This window comes from Vibrio tubiashii (assembly GCF_028551255.1).
GTDB classification, from domain to species: Bacteria; Pseudomonadota; Gammaproteobacteria; order Enterobacterales; family Vibrionaceae; genus Vibrio; species Vibrio tubiashii_B.
The window spans coordinates 549,632-567,334 of record NZ_CP117029.1 but is presented as its reverse complement, the minus strand read 5'-3'; the positions used below and the strand labels follow the sequence as shown (position 1 = coordinate 567,334).

Below are 17,703 nucleotides of genomic sequence, written 5' to 3'. Positions count from 1 at the left end.
CAGGTATAAAAAAGCCCCTAACTTAAGAGTAAGTTAGGGGCTAGATTCAGTTAAGCAAGATTAGTCTACTTGTTTAATTTGTAGCTCTTTAGGCACTTCAAAGAACATGTTTTCTTCACGGCCTTGGATCTCTTCGACAGAGCGCGTACCTACCAGGTCTTTAATACGATCTAGGATCTTATTAACCAGTTCTTCTGGCGCAGAAGCTCCGGCGGTTACGCCGACTCTCACTTTACCTTCAAACCACTGAGGTTCGATGTCTTCAGGACAATCGGTCAGGTAACCCGGCGTACCTAGCTTCTCTGCAAGCTCTTTTAAGCGAGTAGAGTTAGATGAGTTTTTAGAACCAACCACAATAACGACATCCACATCGGTTGCCATTTCACGCACGGCATCTTGACGGTTTTGCGTTGCGTAGCAGATATCATCTTTACGAGGGCCTTGAATATCAGGGAATACGCGTCGCAGCTCTTCAATCACATCCGCAGTTTCATCCACTGACAGCGTTGTTTGGCTAACGTAGTGTAAGTGGCTTGGATCTTTCACTTTCTCTTTTAAGCTAACCACATCTGCCGGAGTTTCAACTAGGTACATGCCACCTTGCTCACTCGCATATTGCCCCATGGTTCCTTCGACTTCAGGGTGGCCTGCGTGTCCTATCAGTACAACTTCCATATGCTTACGACTTGCACGCGCCACTTCCATATGAACTTTAGTCACCAGTGGGCAAGTGGCGTCAAATACGGTTAAATCACGCTCTTTGGCTTCTTTGCGTACCGCTTGAGAAACACCATGAGCTGAGAAGATTACGATGTTGTCATCAGGTACTTCATGTAACTCTTCAACAAAGATAGCGCCACGTTGTTTTAGCCCTTCCACCACAAATCGGTTGTGTACCACTTCATGGCGTACGTAGATTGGTGGTTGGTACATTTCGAGTGCTCGCTCAACAATGCTGATCGCGCGATCAACACCTGCACAAAAGCCACGTGGGTTAGCTAACTTAATTTTCATTTCATTGCTCATGATGATTATATTTTCGCTTTGGCTCGCTATTCTACTGACAAAATTTCAACTTCAAAAGTCACATCTTGTCCTGCTAGAGGGTGGTTAAAGTCAACGGTCACTGAGTCCCCAGCAATTTCTTTAATGATTCCAGGAATTTCCATCCCATCGGGGCCTGAAAACGCCATAATCGTTCCAACTTCAACTTCTGCATCACCGACAAACTTAGTTCTGTCCATATGGTGGATATTGTCTGGGTTAGGCATACCAAACGCGTCTTGCGCTTTAAGCTCAATGGCCTTTTTCTCGCCACTACTTAGCCCGAGAAGACACTGTTCAAAGTTATCACTCAAGCTGCCATCACCAATCACTAGCTTGGCTGGTTTTCCCATATTGTGGGTACTGTCGGCAACAGAGCCGTCATACATCTTAATGGTAAAGTGCAGAGTTACTGCAGAATCTTGGGCAATGGTAGTCACGTTACTGCTTCCTTGAGGTCGTTATTTTTATAGGTGTATACCCTAAATAGTTGGAGTTGCAGCTAGGCGACAAGATAATTCAACCCTTGAGCATAGTGCGCTATGTGATTAGGGGGAATCATCGCAGTCAACAACGCTGCGGCTTCAAATATGACGGGTATACTAAAAAGCGCTACCGGAATCAACCGACAGCGCCTAGGGTTATTCAATTTATCACGAATTAGGCTTTGGCATCTTCTTTCTTGCGAAAGCCATCAAGAATAATCATTGCTGCACCAATACAGATAGTCGTATCAGCTAAGTTAAATGCTGGCCAGTGATAATTACCCCAAAAGAAGTCTAGGTAGTCGACCACAAAGCCGTGGACGACACGGTCAAACACGTTGCCCACAGCCCCACCAATGATCATGGCGTAAGCAATGTTATTCCATTTCTCTTGTGCCGGAAGTTTGCTCATCCAATAAGTCAGCATACCTGTTACCACAAACGCGATACCAGTAAATAGCCAACGTTGCCAACCAGCTTGGTCGCTTAAAAAGCTAAACGCAGCACCATAGTTATGGACATACAAAAGATTAAAGAAAGGCAGTACCTCAATTCGATTCGCCCAGCCATACCCCATGTTATCCATTACGAATAGCTTGATGCCAATATCCGAAAGGAAGATAACCAAGGCTAGCCACAGCCAACGTACGCCTGATTGCTTTAGAGTAAATGTTTGTTCGCTCATAAAGTCCCTAAAAATAACCCCAGTAGATACTGGGGCTATGAATTTTCAATAAAGTTCAACTTCTGATTGCTCTAAATTATTGGTGTTGTAGCAAGGCGACAAACTTACGAGACTCCTGAGCATAGTTGTCCTATGTGATGGAGTGAGTAAGTGCAGTCAACGCAGCTACAACGCCAAGAGTGACGAGCAATTAAGCGAATTTGCGTACTTCGCCTTCCCCATCAACGTTAGACACACAACGACCACAGATCTTCTCGTGACCTTCGATTGTGCCAACATCTGGAGTGTGGTGCCAACAGCGGTCACATTTCTCATTTTCAGTTGCTTTCACTTCAACGAATAGACCTTCGACATCTGTTGCTTGCGCCGCTTCTGACTTCTCGCTTAGAGGCTTAACAACCGCTGCTGAAGTTAGTAGTGCAAAGCGTAGCTCATCTTCCAGCTTGCTTAGTTTCGCCGCTAGTGCATCATCAGCGTAAAGCGTCACTTCAGCTTGCAGAGAGCCACCAATTGTCTTCTCTTTACGAGCGTCTTCTAGCAGTTTGTTTACGCCACCACGAACCGCTTGGATTTCAGCCCAGAATTCGTTGTTAAGCTCTTCGCCTTCAGTTAAGCCGAACAGACCTTCATACCACTCGCCTGTGAAGACAAACTTATCGCGCTCGCCTGGCATCTCGTTCCAGATCTCGTCTGCAGTGAATGACATGATTGGCGCCATCCAACGAACAAGCGCTTCTACGATGTAGTAAAGTGCAGTCTGACAGCTACGTTGAGCGTGACCGCCAAGTTTCGCTGTGTACTGACGGTCTTTAATCACGTCTAGGTAGAATGAGCCCATTTCGATAGAACAGAACTGCATTAAGCGCTGTGTTACTGCGTGAGTGTTGTACTCACCGTAAGCTTTAACGATCTCTTCTTGTGCCGCTAGTGCACGACCTACAGCCCAACGGTCTAGAGCAACCATTTCTTCAGCAGGAACGAGATCCGTTGCTGGGTTAAAGCCGCTTAGGTTAGCAAGGAAGAAACGCGCTGTGTTACGGATACGACGGTACGCATCTGCAGAGCGTTTTAGGATTTCATCAGAAACCGCAACTTCACCTGTGTAGTCAGTTGAAGCAACCCATAGACGTAGGATATCTGCACCTAGCTTATTAGTTACATCTTTTGGCGCAACTACGTTACCGATAGATTTCGACATCTTACGGCCTTGACCGTCAACCACGAAACCGTGAGTAAGCACTTGCTTGTATGGCGCTTCATCTTTCATCGCGATTGATGAAATTAGTGAAGACTGGAACCAACCGCGGTGTTGGTCAGAGCCTTCTAGGTATAGGTCAGCCGACGCGCCGTTGTACTCTTCACGAGCATCAACAACTGAGTAGTGAGTCACACCTGAGTCGAACCATACGTCTAGCGTATCGAGTACTTTCTCGTACTTATCCGCTTCTTCGCCTAGTAGGTCAGAGATTTCTAGATCCCACCAAGCTTGAATGCCTTTCTCTTCAACTAACTGAGCTACTTTCTCAATCAGTTCTAAAGTGTTTGGATGAAGCTCTGCTGTTTCTTTGTGAACGAATAGAGCGATTGGCACACCCCAAGTACGTTGACGAGAGATACACCACTCTGGGCGACCTTCAATCATACCTTCGATGCGGCTTTGGCCCCACTCTGGCATCCACTCAACACCTTTGATTGACTCTAGTGCTTTTGCACGTAGGCCAGCTTGGTCCATAGACACGAACCATTGTGGTGTTGCACGGAAGATGATTGGAGTTTTGTGTCTCCAACAGTGAGGGTAGCTGTGCTCGTAAGCGTGGTGATGTAGCAGTGCGCCTTTCTCTTTTAGCGTCTCAACAACTGCATCATTAGCCTTGAATACGTGTTGGCCAGCAAATAGCTCAGTATCCGGCAGGTAAACACCGTTTGAACCGACTGGGTTAGCCACTTCTAGGTTGTATTTGTTACCGACAGCAAAGTCTTCTTGACCGTGGCCAGGTGCTGTGTGAACCACACCAGTACCAGAATCCGTAGTTACGTGATCGCCAAGGATCGCAGGAACCGTGAAGTCGTAGAATGGGTGATTAAACTGAGATAGCTCAAGGTCGCTACCTTTTGCAAAGCCAAGGTTATGGAAGTGCTCGATACCCGCACGATCCATCACATCTTTCGCTAGCTCAGAAGCAACGATGATACGCTCCTTCGACTCACCTTCTACTTGGATCAAGACGTACTCTAGATCATCACGTAGACATACTGCGCGGTTTGCTGGCAGTGTCCAAGGTGTGGTTGTCCAGATAACGATTGAGATATCGCCTTCGCCTTCATGACCTTCGTTCAATGAGAACTTAGATAGAAGTGCTGCTTCATCGGCCGCTTTAAAGCGTACGTCGATAGATGGAGAAACTTTATCTTTGTACTCTACTTCTGCTTCAGCAAGCGCAGAGCCACAGTCTGTACACCAGTGAACTGGTTTGAAACCTTTTAGTAGGTGGCCGTTATCAGCGATCTTACCAAGTGCACGGATGATGTTTGCTTCAGTTGCAAAATCCATAGTGCGGTAAGGCTTATCCCACTCACCCATAATACCTAGGCGTTTGAAGCTCTCTTTTTGACCTTCTACCTGACCTGCCGCGTACTTACGACACTCTTCACGGAACTCAGCCGCAGAGATTTTTTGGCCTGGTTTGCCTTTTTTCTTTTCTACCATTAGTTCAATTGGTAGACCGTGACAGTCCCAACCAGGAATGTACGGTGCATCAAAACCAGAAAGTGTTTTGGATTTAATAATAATGTCTTTAAGAATCTTGTTTAGTGCGTGACCAATGTGAATGTCACCATTCGCGTATGGAGGGCCATCGTGTAGAACGAAAGATTTTTTGCCTTTCTTCGCTTTACGGATCTCACCGTAAAGGTCTTCTTTATACCAACGCTTAAGCATTTCTGGCTCACGATTTGCCAGATTGCCACGCATCGGAAACCCTGTTTCAGGAAGGTTCAGGGTATCTTTATACTCACTCATCGATTCTTAATTCCGTTGTGTTGGGTGACAGTTAGACATTATGCCAAGCAGCGAACTAAACCGCTTGGGCTTTATACTGACGCAGCCACACCCTTGCTGCTTCAGCATCCAATTCAATTTGTTGTTTCAAAGCTTCGAACGATTCAAATTTATGTTCGTCGCGAATCTTATCTAAAAGTACGATTTCTAGCTGTTTGCCATATAAGTTGGCTTTAAAGTCGAATAAATGTACTTCGAGTTGTTGGCGTACGCCATTAACTGTCGGTCTATTACCGATATTGGCAACACCGCCGACAGGTTCTTCGCCCAAGCCTAGAGCTTGCACGGTATACACGCCAGAAACTGGCGACACGCAACGTTTTAGTGGAATGTTCGCCGTCGGGAAACCGATCGTTCTGCCGAGTTTTCTCCCGTGAGAAACTCTCCCACTAATACTGTAATCACGCCCAAGCATTTCAGCGGCGTGCTCAAGCTTATCTTGCGCTAAGGCTTCTCTAATCGCAGTACTGCTTACACGTAACTGTTGTAAACAGAAGCTTTGAGTGCTTACCACTTCAAAGCCGTACTTTTTGCCTGCTTCTTGCAGCATAGCAAAATTGCCTTTTCGGCCACGACCAAAGCAGAAATCATCACCTACGACGAGAAACTTAACACCCAAACGCTTCACCAACAAGTCACTAATAAACTCGTCAGCACTTTGATTAGCGAATTGATGATTAAAGTTAACGCAAAGCAACCTTTCGATATTCAATTTGCTCAACTGAACAAACTTATCTCTAAGACGCGTTAAGCGCGCAGGCGCTTTGTCTTTAGCAAACAACTCCAATGGTTGAGGGTCAAATGTCATTACAATTGAAGGCAAACTTAATTGTTTAGCTTGCTCAGACACTTGGCGTAAAACTTCCTGATGTCCGAGGTGAACACCATCGAAATTTCCGATCGTCAATACACACCCTTGATGATGTGGTTTGATGTTGTGAATACCTCGAATCAATTCCATTGGAGACTACTAAAAACTTGTTTATTGATTATAAATTCTCAAAAAAAGAATTAACGTTGCGTGAAACTGACGGATTATATACTAATCACCCTTATTCTGTCGCTGCTTTTAGATCTTTTAAACGAACACCCATAATAAGCAGTGACAACAGGTAGACAGCCGCGCCTAATCCTATCAATGCCGTTAACCACATTACTCGCTCTAGCAATGTCCAAGTTAGCCACACATTCATCTCTTCTAATTGCCACAGAATCGCGCCAACCATTAGGCCACCAGCAATAACGAGCTTGGCTATAAACAGTAACGTTCTTTTGGTCAGATGATAGACACCTGCGATATGCAAGCCTCTATATAGAAGAGACATATTCACAAAGGCAGACAATGCGGTTGCTATGGCAAGCCCAACGTAACCATAGAACCAAGCGAAGATAGCATTGAAAACCATATTGGTGACCATCGCGATAATGCCATATTTCACTGGCGTTTTGGTGTCTTGGCGCGAGTAGTAACCTGGAGCCAGTACTTTAATCAACATAAAGTTGAGTAGACCTGACGCGTATGCAACCAGAGACATCGAGGCATAGTTCACGTCTTGAGGAGTAAACTCGCCACGCATAAAAAGCACCATTAGCATAGGTTTGGCTAATACCATCAAACCAAGCATGGCAGGAATACCGAGCAAGGTGACCATACGTACGCCCCAATCCATGGTTTGTGCAAATCCGTCACTATGATCATCAACATGCTTGCGAGATAACGCTGGTAGAATGACCGTCGCGATAGCGATACCAAATAGGCCAAGTGGAAACTCTAACAGGCGATCCGAGTAATAAAGCCAACTAATAGAACCTGTCTGAAGGAAACTGGCGATAAAGGTATCGAACAACAGGTTGATTTGACTAACTGAAACGCCAAATAGCGCAGGGATCATTAAGGTACGAATCTTAACCACGCCCGGATCGCGCCAACCCCACTTAGGTTTCACCATAACTCCCGCTTTAATCAGGAACGGGATCTGGAATAAAAACTGAACTAAGCCGCCAAGAAAAACGCCTATCGCTAGACCAATTTCTGGTTGTGATAATTGAGGCGCGATAAACCACGCCGATAAAATGATCATCACATTGAGAAAAACAGGCGTAAAAGAAGAGACAGCGAACTTACCTAACGTATTGAGAATCGCCCCAGACAAAGCGACAAAGGTGATAAACCATAAGTATGGGAAAGTAATTTTGAGCATTAAGCTTGCGAGCTCAAACTTTTCTGCCGAAGGTCCTCCGTTGAGCCAGTCTAAAAACCAGCCAAAACCAAACAGCGCCGTCACCACGCCAGAACCTAAAACGCCGAGCACGGTAACAATAGAGACAATGACGCCTAATGTACCCGCTGCTCTCGCGATAAGCTGACGAGTTTTGTCTATCTCTCCGGCAGCGTGGTATTCCGTCAATACAGGAACAAAGGCTTGAGAAAATGCGCCCTCAGCAAATAGACGCCTGAGAAAGTTGGGGATTTTATTAGCAAAGAAGAAGACATCGGCACTGGCCCCTGCCCCCATAAGGTTGGCAACAACAACATCTCGAACCAAGCCTAAAACTCTAGAGATCAAGGTCATAGCACTGACTATCATGCCTGACTTGAGTAGGCGTTTACTCACATTTACCTCGGGAATCAAAAATTTTGCTCTACTTTACAACAGGAATGTCATAACCAGAGCAGATTAGTATTAGCATTGAAAAAAAAATACTGTTAGAATCCCCGCCATCTTAACCGTGAAGACCTTTCAAACCAAAATTAGTTTGGCTCGATTGGTTTTTGCACAAATTATTTGACATTTAAGCGCAAATGAGGGATATTCCTCGCCCTTAAATTGTCACTGAACTAAGTTTTTGGGAGTTAGACCCTTGGCAAATAGTAAATCTGCTAAGAAGCGCGCTATCCAGGCTGAGAAACGTCGTCAGCACAACGCTAGCCGTCGCTCAATGATGCGTACTTACATGAAGAAAACTGTTGCTGCTATCGAAGCAGGCGACAAAGCTGCTGCAACTGAAGCATTTGCTGCAGTTACACCAATCCTAGACCGCATGGCTACTAAAGGCCTTATTCACAAGAATAAAGCTGCACGTCATAAGTCTCGTTTCGCTGCTGCAATCAAAGCTCTTTAATAGAACTCTGATTTCCCAGTGAAAGAAAAAACCGGCAATTGCCGGTTTTTTTATATCTAAATTTCGAGGCTAAACAACAAACCTCGATAAATCTACTATTTCTCTGAACAGTAAAGGTCGTGCAGCAATTGGATCATTGCTTTCACTTCTTCACTACTCAAAGTGTAATACACTGTCTGTGCCTCTTTTCGAGTATTCACCAAACCATCTCTTCGCAACCACGCTAGGTGCTGAGATAAAGCAGATTGGCTTAGCTCCAACTTACTGCACAATTCCCCTACTGACAGCTCTTGATTGTGTAATAAGCACAAGATCTGAAGACGCCTCTCATTGGCCATCGCCTTAAGCAGCACTACTGCCTGAGCAGAGTTCTTTTCCATCTCTTGTAGATTCATCGGCCACTACCTCTTCCTACAACAATACTTCTACAAACATCAGCCTTACTCAATAAGTAACGCCGTCGATCAGTCACCAGATTCACTGTGTATTTAATTCTATTAGAGTGAATTATTTCAAATATTAATCGAATTGTAACAACTAATCTATTTGTTCAAATAGATCGGAGTCTAATTAAATAGGGTTGTGAAGTCTGCATCACAAACATTCTTCACCGCTGGATGTTGAATCATACGCTCTGCAAATATGACATAGTACTCTTCTTTTAACTCATCAATATGGCCGATCAGTTGTAGACGAAGATCGCTTTCGACTTCCGACATATAGATAGAAGGGGCTAAGAAAATCACATCATGGTGGTAACGAGCAAAAGATTTCATTAATGCGACATCGTCAAATTCACCTAAGATATTAGGCTGTAATCCCTGACGGTCAAACCATTGCAATACTTTACGTCCCATCGCGGTACGGCTGCCAGGAATCAGCAGTTTGCGCTGCTCTAATACTGCAGGAAAGCTAACATTATCGACGTTACCCGAACAGAAGAAGCTCATATTGGATTCACCGAGCTTTTTGCTGTACAAACCAGGGCTCTGGCTAGAGTCGACTGGACAATCAGACAAAATCATATCTAGCTTATGCTGTGCGAGTTGCTCTAAAAGCATCTCGTGAGTTGATTCGAAACAACGTAGATGAATGCTGTTATCTTCAGGAACTGTGGTTAACAGTATTTTGCTCACTAATCGTTTTGATAAGGCATCTGCCACACCGACATCAAATAGAATGTTAGAGCGCTGACTGTAGTTAACAATATCTAGCATCTCATAACTCAGACCAAACATTCGATCGGCATACTTAAACACTAACTGTCCTAGCTCAGTAGGTTCAACGCTACGGCCATTACGCTTAGTTAACTTACCATCCATACGCTCTTCTAGCGCTTTAATCTGCCCAGTCACAGTTTGCGGGGTGAGAAACAGAGCATCGGCGGCTTTGGTAACAGAGCCTTGTTTACATACCATCCAGAAGTAATAAAGGTGGTTGTAGTTTAAGTGTGACATAGAGAAATACTCTTCTTATTTTAGTGTGTAGGTTATAGCAAATGCAGCGCGTGACAACAATAATTCGACTAAACCTACTTTATATTTATTTATCTCAACTTTTACCGAAACCAGAATTATGAATATGACAGCGAGTTGTCACAAACAGGCTAACAACCGAAAATTTTCTGCGATTTTTTCGATTCTAATCACATCCTAAACAGACTCATTTTTTTGAATATAAAGCCAATAAAAACAAAAACTTAAACAGTGCGTAAATTTCAAATTACAGCAATTAACTTACTGCTCAGTTAAAAAAAATTCTATTACACAGAACTGTAATATTACTGAAATATTTCCCCTCTAACATCGCCCTCAGTTTCAACAACAGACCAAAACTAAGACATTAACGGTCCACGGAGAAAATGATTATGAACCAAGCTACTACTACAGCGGCGCCAATTTCGAGCACTACTCGCTGGTTGCGCTGGGCTAACTTGGCATTCATGTTGTATCTGCTACTTCTAGCGGTATCTATGGTAGGCAGTGGTTTCAAATGGGCAACAGGCGATCAAGCTAAAGTTCTATTTGAATTTGCATCTCACCCAGTAGCAGGTTTGATGATCGGTCTAGTCGCAACAGCACTTATCCAATCTTCAAGTACAGTAACTTCTATTATCGTGGGCCTAGTGGCCGGCGGTCTTCCGGTAGAAACAGCTATCCCTATGGTGATGGGTGCGAACATCGGTACAACAGTAACCAACACTCTAGTTTCACTAGGTCACGTTCGTTGCAAAGAAGAGTTCAAGCGCGCATTTGCAAGTGCGACTATCCACGACTTCTTTAACCTATTAGCGGTTGCGATCTTCCTACCTATCGAAATGATGTTTGGTATTCTTGATAAGATCTCACACTGGTTAGTATCTCCATTCCTAGCAACTGGCGATATGAGCATTAAAGGTTTGAACTTCATTAAGCCTCTAACTAAACCAGTCGTAAGCGCAGTTAAAGAGCCACTAGCAACATTCGGCGACCAAATGGGTGGTATCTTACTTATCGTTTTAGGTATCGCGACTATCTTCGTAGCAATCACTGTAATGGGTAAGCTAATGAAGAGCCTAATGGTTGGTCGTGCTCGTGAAATTCTAAAGAACGCAATTGGTCGTGGCCCAATCCACGGTATCTTCTCTGGTTCTATCGTAACAGTACTTGTACAGTCTTCTTCTACGACTACAAGTCTAATGGTTCCACTAGTAGGTTCTGGTGTACTTAAAGTGCGTGACGTTTACCCATTCACTCTAGGTGCAAACATCGGTACTTGTATCACCGCTCTATTAGCAGCGACAGCAGTATCAGGTGAGTTTGCGGTATTCGCACTACAGATTGCTCTAGTACACCTAGTGTTCAACATCATGGCAACAGTATTCATCTACGGTATTCCGTTCCTACGTGAACTACCTGTAAAAGGTGCTGACTTAATCTCTGACATGGCTGTGAAGAACAAAGCGGTTGTAGCTGGTTACCTATTAGCAGTGTTCGTTGCACTGCCAGGCACAATCCTAGCGCTGACAGCTTAATACAAAAGACCATCGCTTATTACAAAGCCCGCAACTTAGGTTGCGGGCTTTTTGCGTTTAAGAAGCGCTAAGGAAGAGGGATAAGGGAACGGGCTTCGCCCTACGGAGAGCTGGAGAGAACTTGAAGGGTTGGCACAATATACATATCAGCCTTTTGTTTTATTACCGTCATCCTCAAGAGCGAGGAACGAGAGAGTTGGGGATCTGTTATAGCAAGTTGAAAACCATGAGAGATTCCCTACTCGCTCCTTCGTCACTCTATGGAATGACCGCTCATACATCAAACCATAACAAACAATGTCATCCTCAAGAGTGAGGTACGAACGAGTTGGGGATCTCTTATAGCAAGTTGAAAACCTTGAGAGATTCCCTACTCGCTCCTTCGTCACTCTATGGAATGACCCAATATGGTGTTGGTATCCTCAATCTGGACAAAGCCCGTCCCCACTCTCCAAAAGCGAAGCAATTCGTAGGACGAAGTCCATTCCCGCTTTCCAAGAGCGAAGCGCTCCATAGGACGAAGTCCGTTCCCGCTCTCCAAAAGCGAAGCGTTCCACAGGGCGCAGCCCGTTCCCGCTTTCCTTCTCTTACAAAAAAGCCGCCCTATCTTGGGCGGCTTAGTAATTCATATCGTCTTGCTAGACTGAAAACGGATATTGAATCGGATCGTGGTGCTCGTAACCTTCTACCCAGAAATCATCCAGTGTAACCCAAGTTTCCAAATCTTCTAGTGACTTAATCTCAGGATTAATATGGAACGTAGGCGCTTTTAATGGCTCACGTTTTAGCTGTACATCACGCATCAGTTCAAGTTGATCTTCATAGATATGAGCGTTAACTATCTTGTGGTATGCCTGCCCTGCTTTTTTGCCAGTAATCTGAGCCATAATAGCGAGGAACACATACACTTGAACCATATTGAAGTTAAGCCCTAGTGGGACATCACAAGAGCGCTGAGTGCTGTTCAAGTACAAGGTATCACCTAACAAGGAGAAGTGATGACTGTACATACATGGGCGCAGACAGCCCATATGGAACTCACCAGGGTTGTAGAAGTTTAGGATTTCACCACGGTCATCGACGCCACGCGTTAAATCATCAACGATTTTACGTAGCTGGTCGATATGACCGCCATCTGGCTTAGCCCAAGCACGACCTTGAACACCGTAAACGCGCCCCATATCATCTTCACCTTTACGGTAAGGATTATTGAGCCACGCCTCGTTGAGGTTTGCGTTGGCATCCCAAGTTTTGGTGCCTAGCTTGCGAAAATCTTCGGCATTGTCGTAGCCACGAATGTAACCAAGTAGCTCAGCAACCGCGGCTTTCCAGAAGCTTTTACGAGTTGTCACTAACGGGAACTGGTTGTTCGCGACATCGTAAGTTAGATCTGCATTGATCACCGTTAGGCAACGCTTGCCGGTGCGCTCATTTTCAATCCACTCACCTTGGTCAACGATACGCTGACAGAGATCTAAATACTGTTTCACACCAATTCCTTACTTCGTTTGTTGTGGTAGTTCATCTTTGTAATGGCCGCGCTTATACGCCCAAACCATCATCAGGATACCAATCAGCACCATAGGTAGGGATAAGATTTGTCCCATAGAGATAAATCCACCAAACAGACCTAAATGTGCATCCGGTTCACGTACGTATTCGACTAGGAAACGGAATGTACCATATCCCGCTAAAAATAGCCCTGATACTGCGCCTAGAGGACGTGGTTTCTTGATAAACCAGTTCAGGATAAAGAACAGCACGATCCCTTCGAGGAACATTTCATACAGCTGAGATGGGTGACGAGGAAGTGGACCACCATTAGGGAAGACAAATGCCCATGGCACATCCGTTACGCGTCCCCATAGCTCGCTATTCATAAAGTTACCGAGTCGGCCCATACCTAGACCAAACGGTACTAGCGGAGCAATGAAGTCCGCCACGCCAAAGAAGGTGCGGCCATTCTTTTTCGCATACCAGAACATAGCGGTAATAACACCCAGTAGGCCGCCATGGAATGACATGCCACCTGTCCACACCTTAAATAGGTAAAGCGGGTCTTGGATAAAGAGATCAAAGTTGTAAAAGATAACGTAGCCGACTCGACCACCAATAACGACACCCAAGAATCCAGCGAACAGAAGATCCGAGACTTGCTCACGCGTCCAACCGCTATCTGCTTTGTCTGCTCGGCGATTCGCCAACCATAGGGCAAAAGCAAAGCCGACAAGGTACATCAATCCATACCAACGGATAGAAAGCGGCCCAATGGACACAAGTACAGGATCGATATTTGGAAAAGTTAGATATCCCTGAGACATAGGTGGATTACTCTTTTTGAAGTTCTGACGATTTTATTTGTATAGATGAGAGTGCTCTAGAGCAACATAGTTCCAGCAACAAACATTAAAAAAACTGCAAATATTTTTTTCAAAGTTGGTGTAGGCAAGGATGTCGCCAGCTTTGCCCCAATGCGCGTCGTCAACATAGAGGTCGACGCAATCGCAACCAAAGCAGGCAGATAGACATAGCCGATACTGTAATCAGGCAGCGCATCGACTTTGTAGCCATGTAAGATAAAACCCGCCATGCCAGAGATAGCAATCATACAACCACAAACCGAAGACGAGCCTACCGCTTTACGCATTTCAATGCCATGGCTGTTGAGAAACGGCACAGACAGCGAGCCACCACCAATACCTGCTAAGCTCGAAACGACGCCAATCCCAGTGCCATAGACCATAGTTGTGGCACTACCTGGCATGGTTTTTTGCGATTTACCGCGGATAGAAAATAGCATTTGAATAGCTAGCAGTAATACGATTACGCCAAACACTTTAGGTAGGTATTGAGCAGGGATCCACTCTGCCACATTCGCACCTAAGAAACCACCGACCACCACACCGGGCATCAGCCACTTAACGACGAACATATCGACATTACCGAGCTTGAAATGGTTAAGAGCCGATGAGCCTGAGGTAGCAACAATAGTCGCAAGCGATGTCGCTAACGCGATTTGCATACTAATGCTGGCATCAATACCCGCTGCTGGTAAAAGAAAAAGCAGTGCTGGAACAACGATTAATCCACCACCAATACCGAGTAATCCCGCCATAACGCCAACGACAGCGCCAAGCAGCATAAAAGAAACAAGTAGTTCTATAGACACAATAATCCTTATTTTTTGCCCGCTCGAATAAAGCCGGCAAAGCCTTTACTTTCAAAAAATGATTGCATCATAGCATAAATGTCATGGCCGTAAGGTTGCATCAAGGCTTTGTCAGCAAGCGAACGTAATTCTTCCGTTTCAGTATGGCGCAACAGGTACTTCACTTTTGCCACGTTCGAGGTGTTCATACTCAAACTACGGTAACCCAAGCCAACCATTAAGAGTGCGCCAATTGGGTCACCAGCGAGCTCACCACAAATACACACAGGTAGATTTAGTTGCTGACAAGTTCGGTGAATATGACTTAAAGCCATAATAACCGAGGGGTGCATTGACTCATAAACATCGGCCACTCGCGCATTGTTTCGGTCAACCGCAAGCATGTACTGAGTTAAGTCGTTAGTACCGATAGAAACAAAGTCTACTTTACTGGCAATCAGTGCCAGCAAGTAGATCATCGACGGTACTTCGATCATCACACCAATCTGTGGCATGGCGATCTGATCATCAAGCTCAGCCACCTCTTCATAGGCGCGGGTAATCAGTTCAATAGCATCATCCAGCTCTTGGGCACCAGATACCATAGGCAGCAAAATACTTAGATTCTGATGCTTCGAACTCGCTTTCATCATCGCCCGTATCTGCATTAAGAAGATGTCGGGATGATCGAGAGTAAATCGAATACCGCGCCATCCTAAGAATGGGTTATCTTCTTCAATCGGGAGATAAGGCAAGGCTTTATCACCACCCACATCGAGCGTACGCATAACAACGCGCTTACTCGGATAACTGCTTAGCACGGCTTGATACTGCTGAGTCTGCTCTTCTTCTGAAGGAAATCGGTGCTGCAGCAAAAATGAGATTTCAGTTCGGTACAGCCCTACCCCATCAACACCTTGGTTGATGGCAATATTGGTATCGGCACTTAACCCGGCATTCAACATCACTTCAATACGTTGACCATCTTTGGTAAATGCAGGTTCTTCAATGCGCTGATTGACCATATTAGCCAACTCGCGTTCTTCATTAGCAAGGGCACGATATTCACGTAGCAGTTGTCGATTGGGTGAAACGAGTATTTTACCGCTATAGCCATCAACAACGCCTTTCTTACCATTGAGTATTTTAGGGTTTAACGTGACACCCATGACCGCAGGGATACCTAATGCGCGCGACAAAATCGCCGCATGCGAGTTAGCTGCGCCCTCTAAGGAAATAACTGCCAGCAGTTTCTCTTTGGGGATCGATGCCAATAGCGTCGCGGTCAGTTCACGCACCACTAAGATAACTGGCTTGTCTAATACCTGCTTCTCTTTATCGGTATTGTGCAAGAAGAACAGCAAGCGCTGGCCTAATTCGCGGATATCTTGCGCTCGTTCTCTCAAATAAACATCAGACATGCGAGCAAAACGGTTGGAGTAGGATTCGACCACTTGGCGCAGCGCCCAGTCTGCACGATCCCCTTTTTGAATTTGCGCTTTAAGGTCTTTGCGCAGCATAGGGTCGTTAAGCAAGTGGGTAAAGAGATCGAATATCGCTAAAGCGTCTTTGTTTATCTCGCTATCGAGCTTTTTACGCATGCGACGGAAATCATTCAGCGCTTCTTCGATTGCCAATAGCAGCCACTCCTGCTCACGATCAATATCGAGGGTCGAAGCAGGATAAACATTACTCAGTTCCGGTTGGGTGTCATCCCACCAAAACTCGCCAATTGCCACACCAGAAGAGGCCGGAACACCACGAATTGCTTGCTGCTTTTTTTCGAGTCGCCACTGACCTTGAGTCTGGGCATGGGCGATAATCACAGCGAGCTGAGCGGCAAGAGTGACCAGAAAGGACTCTTCCATCTCATCAAACTGACGTGGGGTTTTCTGCTGAACGACGAGTACACCAAGCACTTGTTTACGGTGAATAATTGGGGTTCCGAGGAAGCTTTGATAAACCTCCTCTCCCAGTTCAGAGAAGTATTTAAAATTGGGGTGTTTGGAGGCTTCCGCTAGGTTAAGCGGCTCAGCACTGCGTTTAACAAGGCCAACCAAGCCCTCGCTAAACCGGATATGAATTTTATCGCCTTTAAAACGCAGGCCCTGAGTCGCCATTAACTCAAGACGCTGCATTTCTTCGTTAGCAAGATAGACGGTGCAACACTCAGTACTCATCGCACTGCATGTTTGTTTAACTAAGATGTCTAAGGCCTGATGAACTTCTTCTACCTTAGAAACTTGTTCAACTATTTCCCTTAGTTGAGAAAGCATGTCTATCCTCTTCGGTGCTTACGTTTGCCTTTTACTTTACGCTGTTTAAATGGCATTGCCATTGATGCAAACTCTTTCATTGCGCGACGATAAACATCACGCTTAAAAGAAACCACTTGTCTGACTGGATACCAATAGCTTACCCAACGCCAACCATCAAATTCAGGGGAACTGCCACGCAACATATCAATTCGTGATTCATCACAATCGAGTCGCAGCAGAAACCATTTCTGTTTCTGACCGATACAAACAGGTTTTGAATCCCAACGAACAAGGCGCTTTGGTAGCTTATATCTTAACCAATGACGACTTGTCGCGACGATCTTTACGTCTTTCTTTGTAAGACCAACCTCTTCATACAACTCCCTATACATTGCCTGTTCAGGGGTTTCACCTTCATCAATTCCACCTTGAGGGAACTGCCAAGAGTGTTGTCCGTATCGTTTAGCCCAGAAGACCTGACCATGGCTGTTACAGATTACAATTCCCACATTTAAGCGGTAACCATCGCCATCTATCACTGGCCAACCTCTAATAAAATCTTTAATTACAGTGATTTTTCCACATATCCCCAGTAGGAGCAAACTTACTAGTGTGACTAGGGCAGAAAATATTGCTTTCACATCCTTCAATGGATAACTTTTAATCAAATCCGAGGTTACTCACACCACAGTGAGACATAGACCACATTTATTCACCTTTTCTGTGCATAACTATGTGAAGAATCAATGTGAAAGTGATCAATAGCTAAGCAACCTACACTTTGGTGCAGTAACAAGATCAAACTAAGAAAATTTACACCCTATGAAAACAACAACTTATAACAAAAACAAAATTAATTAGTTTGTATCATAGAAGCGTTTCTATCCAC

At 45.0% G+C, this 17,703-nt stretch carries 15 protein-coding genes; 2 read left to right on the top strand and 13 right to left on the bottom strand.

All coding sequences use genetic code 11. The features are described from left to right. Positions 1–60: 60 nt before the first annotated feature. From ispH to murJ, 6 genes are all read right to left on the bottom strand, one after another. Complete coding sequence (gene ispH / locus LYZ37_RS02640) at positions 61–1,026, bottom strand: 4-hydroxy-3-methylbut-2-enyl diphosphate reductase (protein ID WP_171325709.1); 966 nt, start codon at positions 1,024–1,026, stop codon at positions 61–63. A gap of 26 nt (positions 1,027–1,052) precedes the next feature. Continuing rightward, the gene (gene fkpB, locus LYZ37_RS02635; protein ID WP_272786334.1) at positions 1,053–1,484 is read right to left on the bottom strand and encodes an FKBP-type peptidyl-prolyl cis-trans isomerase; all 432 of its coding nucleotides are present in this window, start codon (positions 1,482–1,484) and stop codon (positions 1,053–1,055) included. A 220-nt stretch (positions 1,485–1,704) separates the two neighbouring features. Further along, positions 1,705–2,214: a signal peptidase II gene (lspA, locus tag LYZ37_RS02630; RefSeq protein WP_272786333.1), complete on the bottom strand. Its 510-nt coding sequence runs from the start codon at positions 2,212–2,214 to the stop codon at positions 1,705–1,707. A gap of 190 nt (positions 2,215–2,404) precedes the next feature. Continuing rightward, positions 2,405–5,233, bottom strand: a complete 2,829-nt coding sequence (ileS, locus tag LYZ37_RS02625) for an isoleucine--tRNA ligase (RefSeq protein ID WP_171325713.1) — start codon at positions 5,231–5,233, stop codon at positions 2,405–2,407. A 55-nt stretch (positions 5,234–5,288) separates the two neighbouring features. Then, positions 5,289–6,233: a bifunctional riboflavin kinase/FAD synthetase gene (gene ribF, locus LYZ37_RS02620; protein WP_272786332.1), complete on the bottom strand. Its 945-nt coding sequence runs from the start codon at positions 6,231–6,233 to the stop codon at positions 5,289–5,291. A gap of 91 nt (positions 6,234–6,324) precedes the next feature. Next, positions 6,325–7,887 carry a murein biosynthesis integral membrane protein MurJ gene (murJ, locus tag LYZ37_RS02615; protein ID WP_272786331.1) on the bottom strand — a complete coding sequence of 521 codons (1,563 nt, stop codon included), beginning with the start codon at positions 7,885–7,887 and terminating at the stop codon, positions 6,325–6,327. A gap of 247 nt (positions 7,888–8,134) precedes the next feature. Here murJ and rpsT point away from each other — a divergent pair, with 247 nt between their 5' ends. Then, complete coding sequence (gene rpsT, locus LYZ37_RS02610; RefSeq protein WP_004744855.1) at positions 8,135–8,395, top strand: 30S ribosomal protein S20; 261 nt, start codon at positions 8,135–8,137, stop codon at positions 8,393–8,395. A gap of 95 nt (positions 8,396–8,490) precedes the next feature. On the opposite strand, the gene LYZ37_RS02605 is transcribed toward rpsT, so the two are convergent. Both LYZ37_RS02605 and nhaR read right to left on the bottom strand, forming a co-directional pair. Then, the gene (locus tag LYZ37_RS02605; RefSeq protein ID WP_004744856.1) at positions 8,491–8,790 is read right to left on the bottom strand and encodes an ArsR/SmtB family transcription factor; all 300 of its coding nucleotides are present in this window, start codon (positions 8,788–8,790) and stop codon (positions 8,491–8,493) included. A 171-nt stretch (positions 8,791–8,961) separates the two neighbouring features. Continuing rightward, complete coding sequence (gene nhaR, locus LYZ37_RS02600; RefSeq protein ID WP_272786329.1) at positions 8,962–9,852, bottom strand: transcriptional activator NhaR; 891 nt, start codon at positions 9,850–9,852, stop codon at positions 8,962–8,964. Positions 9,853–10,262: 410 nt separating this feature from the next. Here nhaR and LYZ37_RS02595 point away from each other — a divergent pair, with 410 nt between their 5' ends. Beyond that, on the top strand, positions 10,263–11,408 hold the full coding sequence (locus tag LYZ37_RS02595; RefSeq protein ID WP_004744858.1) for a Na/Pi symporter: 1,146 nt from the start codon (positions 10,263–10,265) through the stop codon (positions 11,406–11,408). A 638-nt stretch (positions 11,409–12,046) separates the two neighbouring features. On the opposite strand, the gene LYZ37_RS02590 is transcribed toward LYZ37_RS02595, so the two are convergent. Genes LYZ37_RS02590 through rppH form a run of 5 tightly spaced genes read right to left on the bottom strand, consistent with a single transcriptional unit; the run spans position 12,047 to position 17,353 of the window. Beyond that, on the bottom strand, positions 12,047–12,898 hold the full coding sequence (locus LYZ37_RS02590) for a thymidylate synthase (protein ID WP_239826714.1): 852 nt from the start codon (positions 12,896–12,898) through the stop codon (positions 12,047–12,049). A 9-nt stretch (positions 12,899–12,907) separates the two neighbouring features. Further along, on the bottom strand, positions 12,908–13,729 hold the full coding sequence (gene lgt, locus LYZ37_RS02585) for a prolipoprotein diacylglyceryl transferase (RefSeq protein WP_069667527.1): 822 nt from the start codon (positions 13,727–13,729) through the stop codon (positions 12,908–12,910). A 56-nt stretch (positions 13,730–13,785) separates the two neighbouring features. Then, on the bottom strand, positions 13,786–14,550 hold the full coding sequence (locus tag LYZ37_RS02580) for a sulfite exporter TauE/SafE family protein (protein ID WP_420794623.1): 765 nt from the start codon (positions 14,548–14,550) through the stop codon (positions 13,786–13,788). A 35-nt stretch (positions 14,551–14,585) separates the two neighbouring features. Next, the gene (gene ptsP / locus LYZ37_RS02575; RefSeq protein ID WP_272786327.1) at positions 14,586–16,832 is read right to left on the bottom strand and encodes a phosphoenolpyruvate--protein phosphotransferase; all 2,247 of its coding nucleotides are present in this window, start codon (positions 16,830–16,832) and stop codon (positions 14,586–14,588) included. A 2-nt stretch (positions 16,833–16,834) separates the two neighbouring features. Beyond that, positions 16,835–17,353: an RNA pyrophosphohydrolase gene (gene rppH, locus LYZ37_RS02570; RefSeq protein WP_004744863.1), complete on the bottom strand. Its 519-nt coding sequence runs from the start codon at positions 17,351–17,353 to the stop codon at positions 16,835–16,837. Positions 17,354–17,703 lie beyond the last annotated feature (350 nt).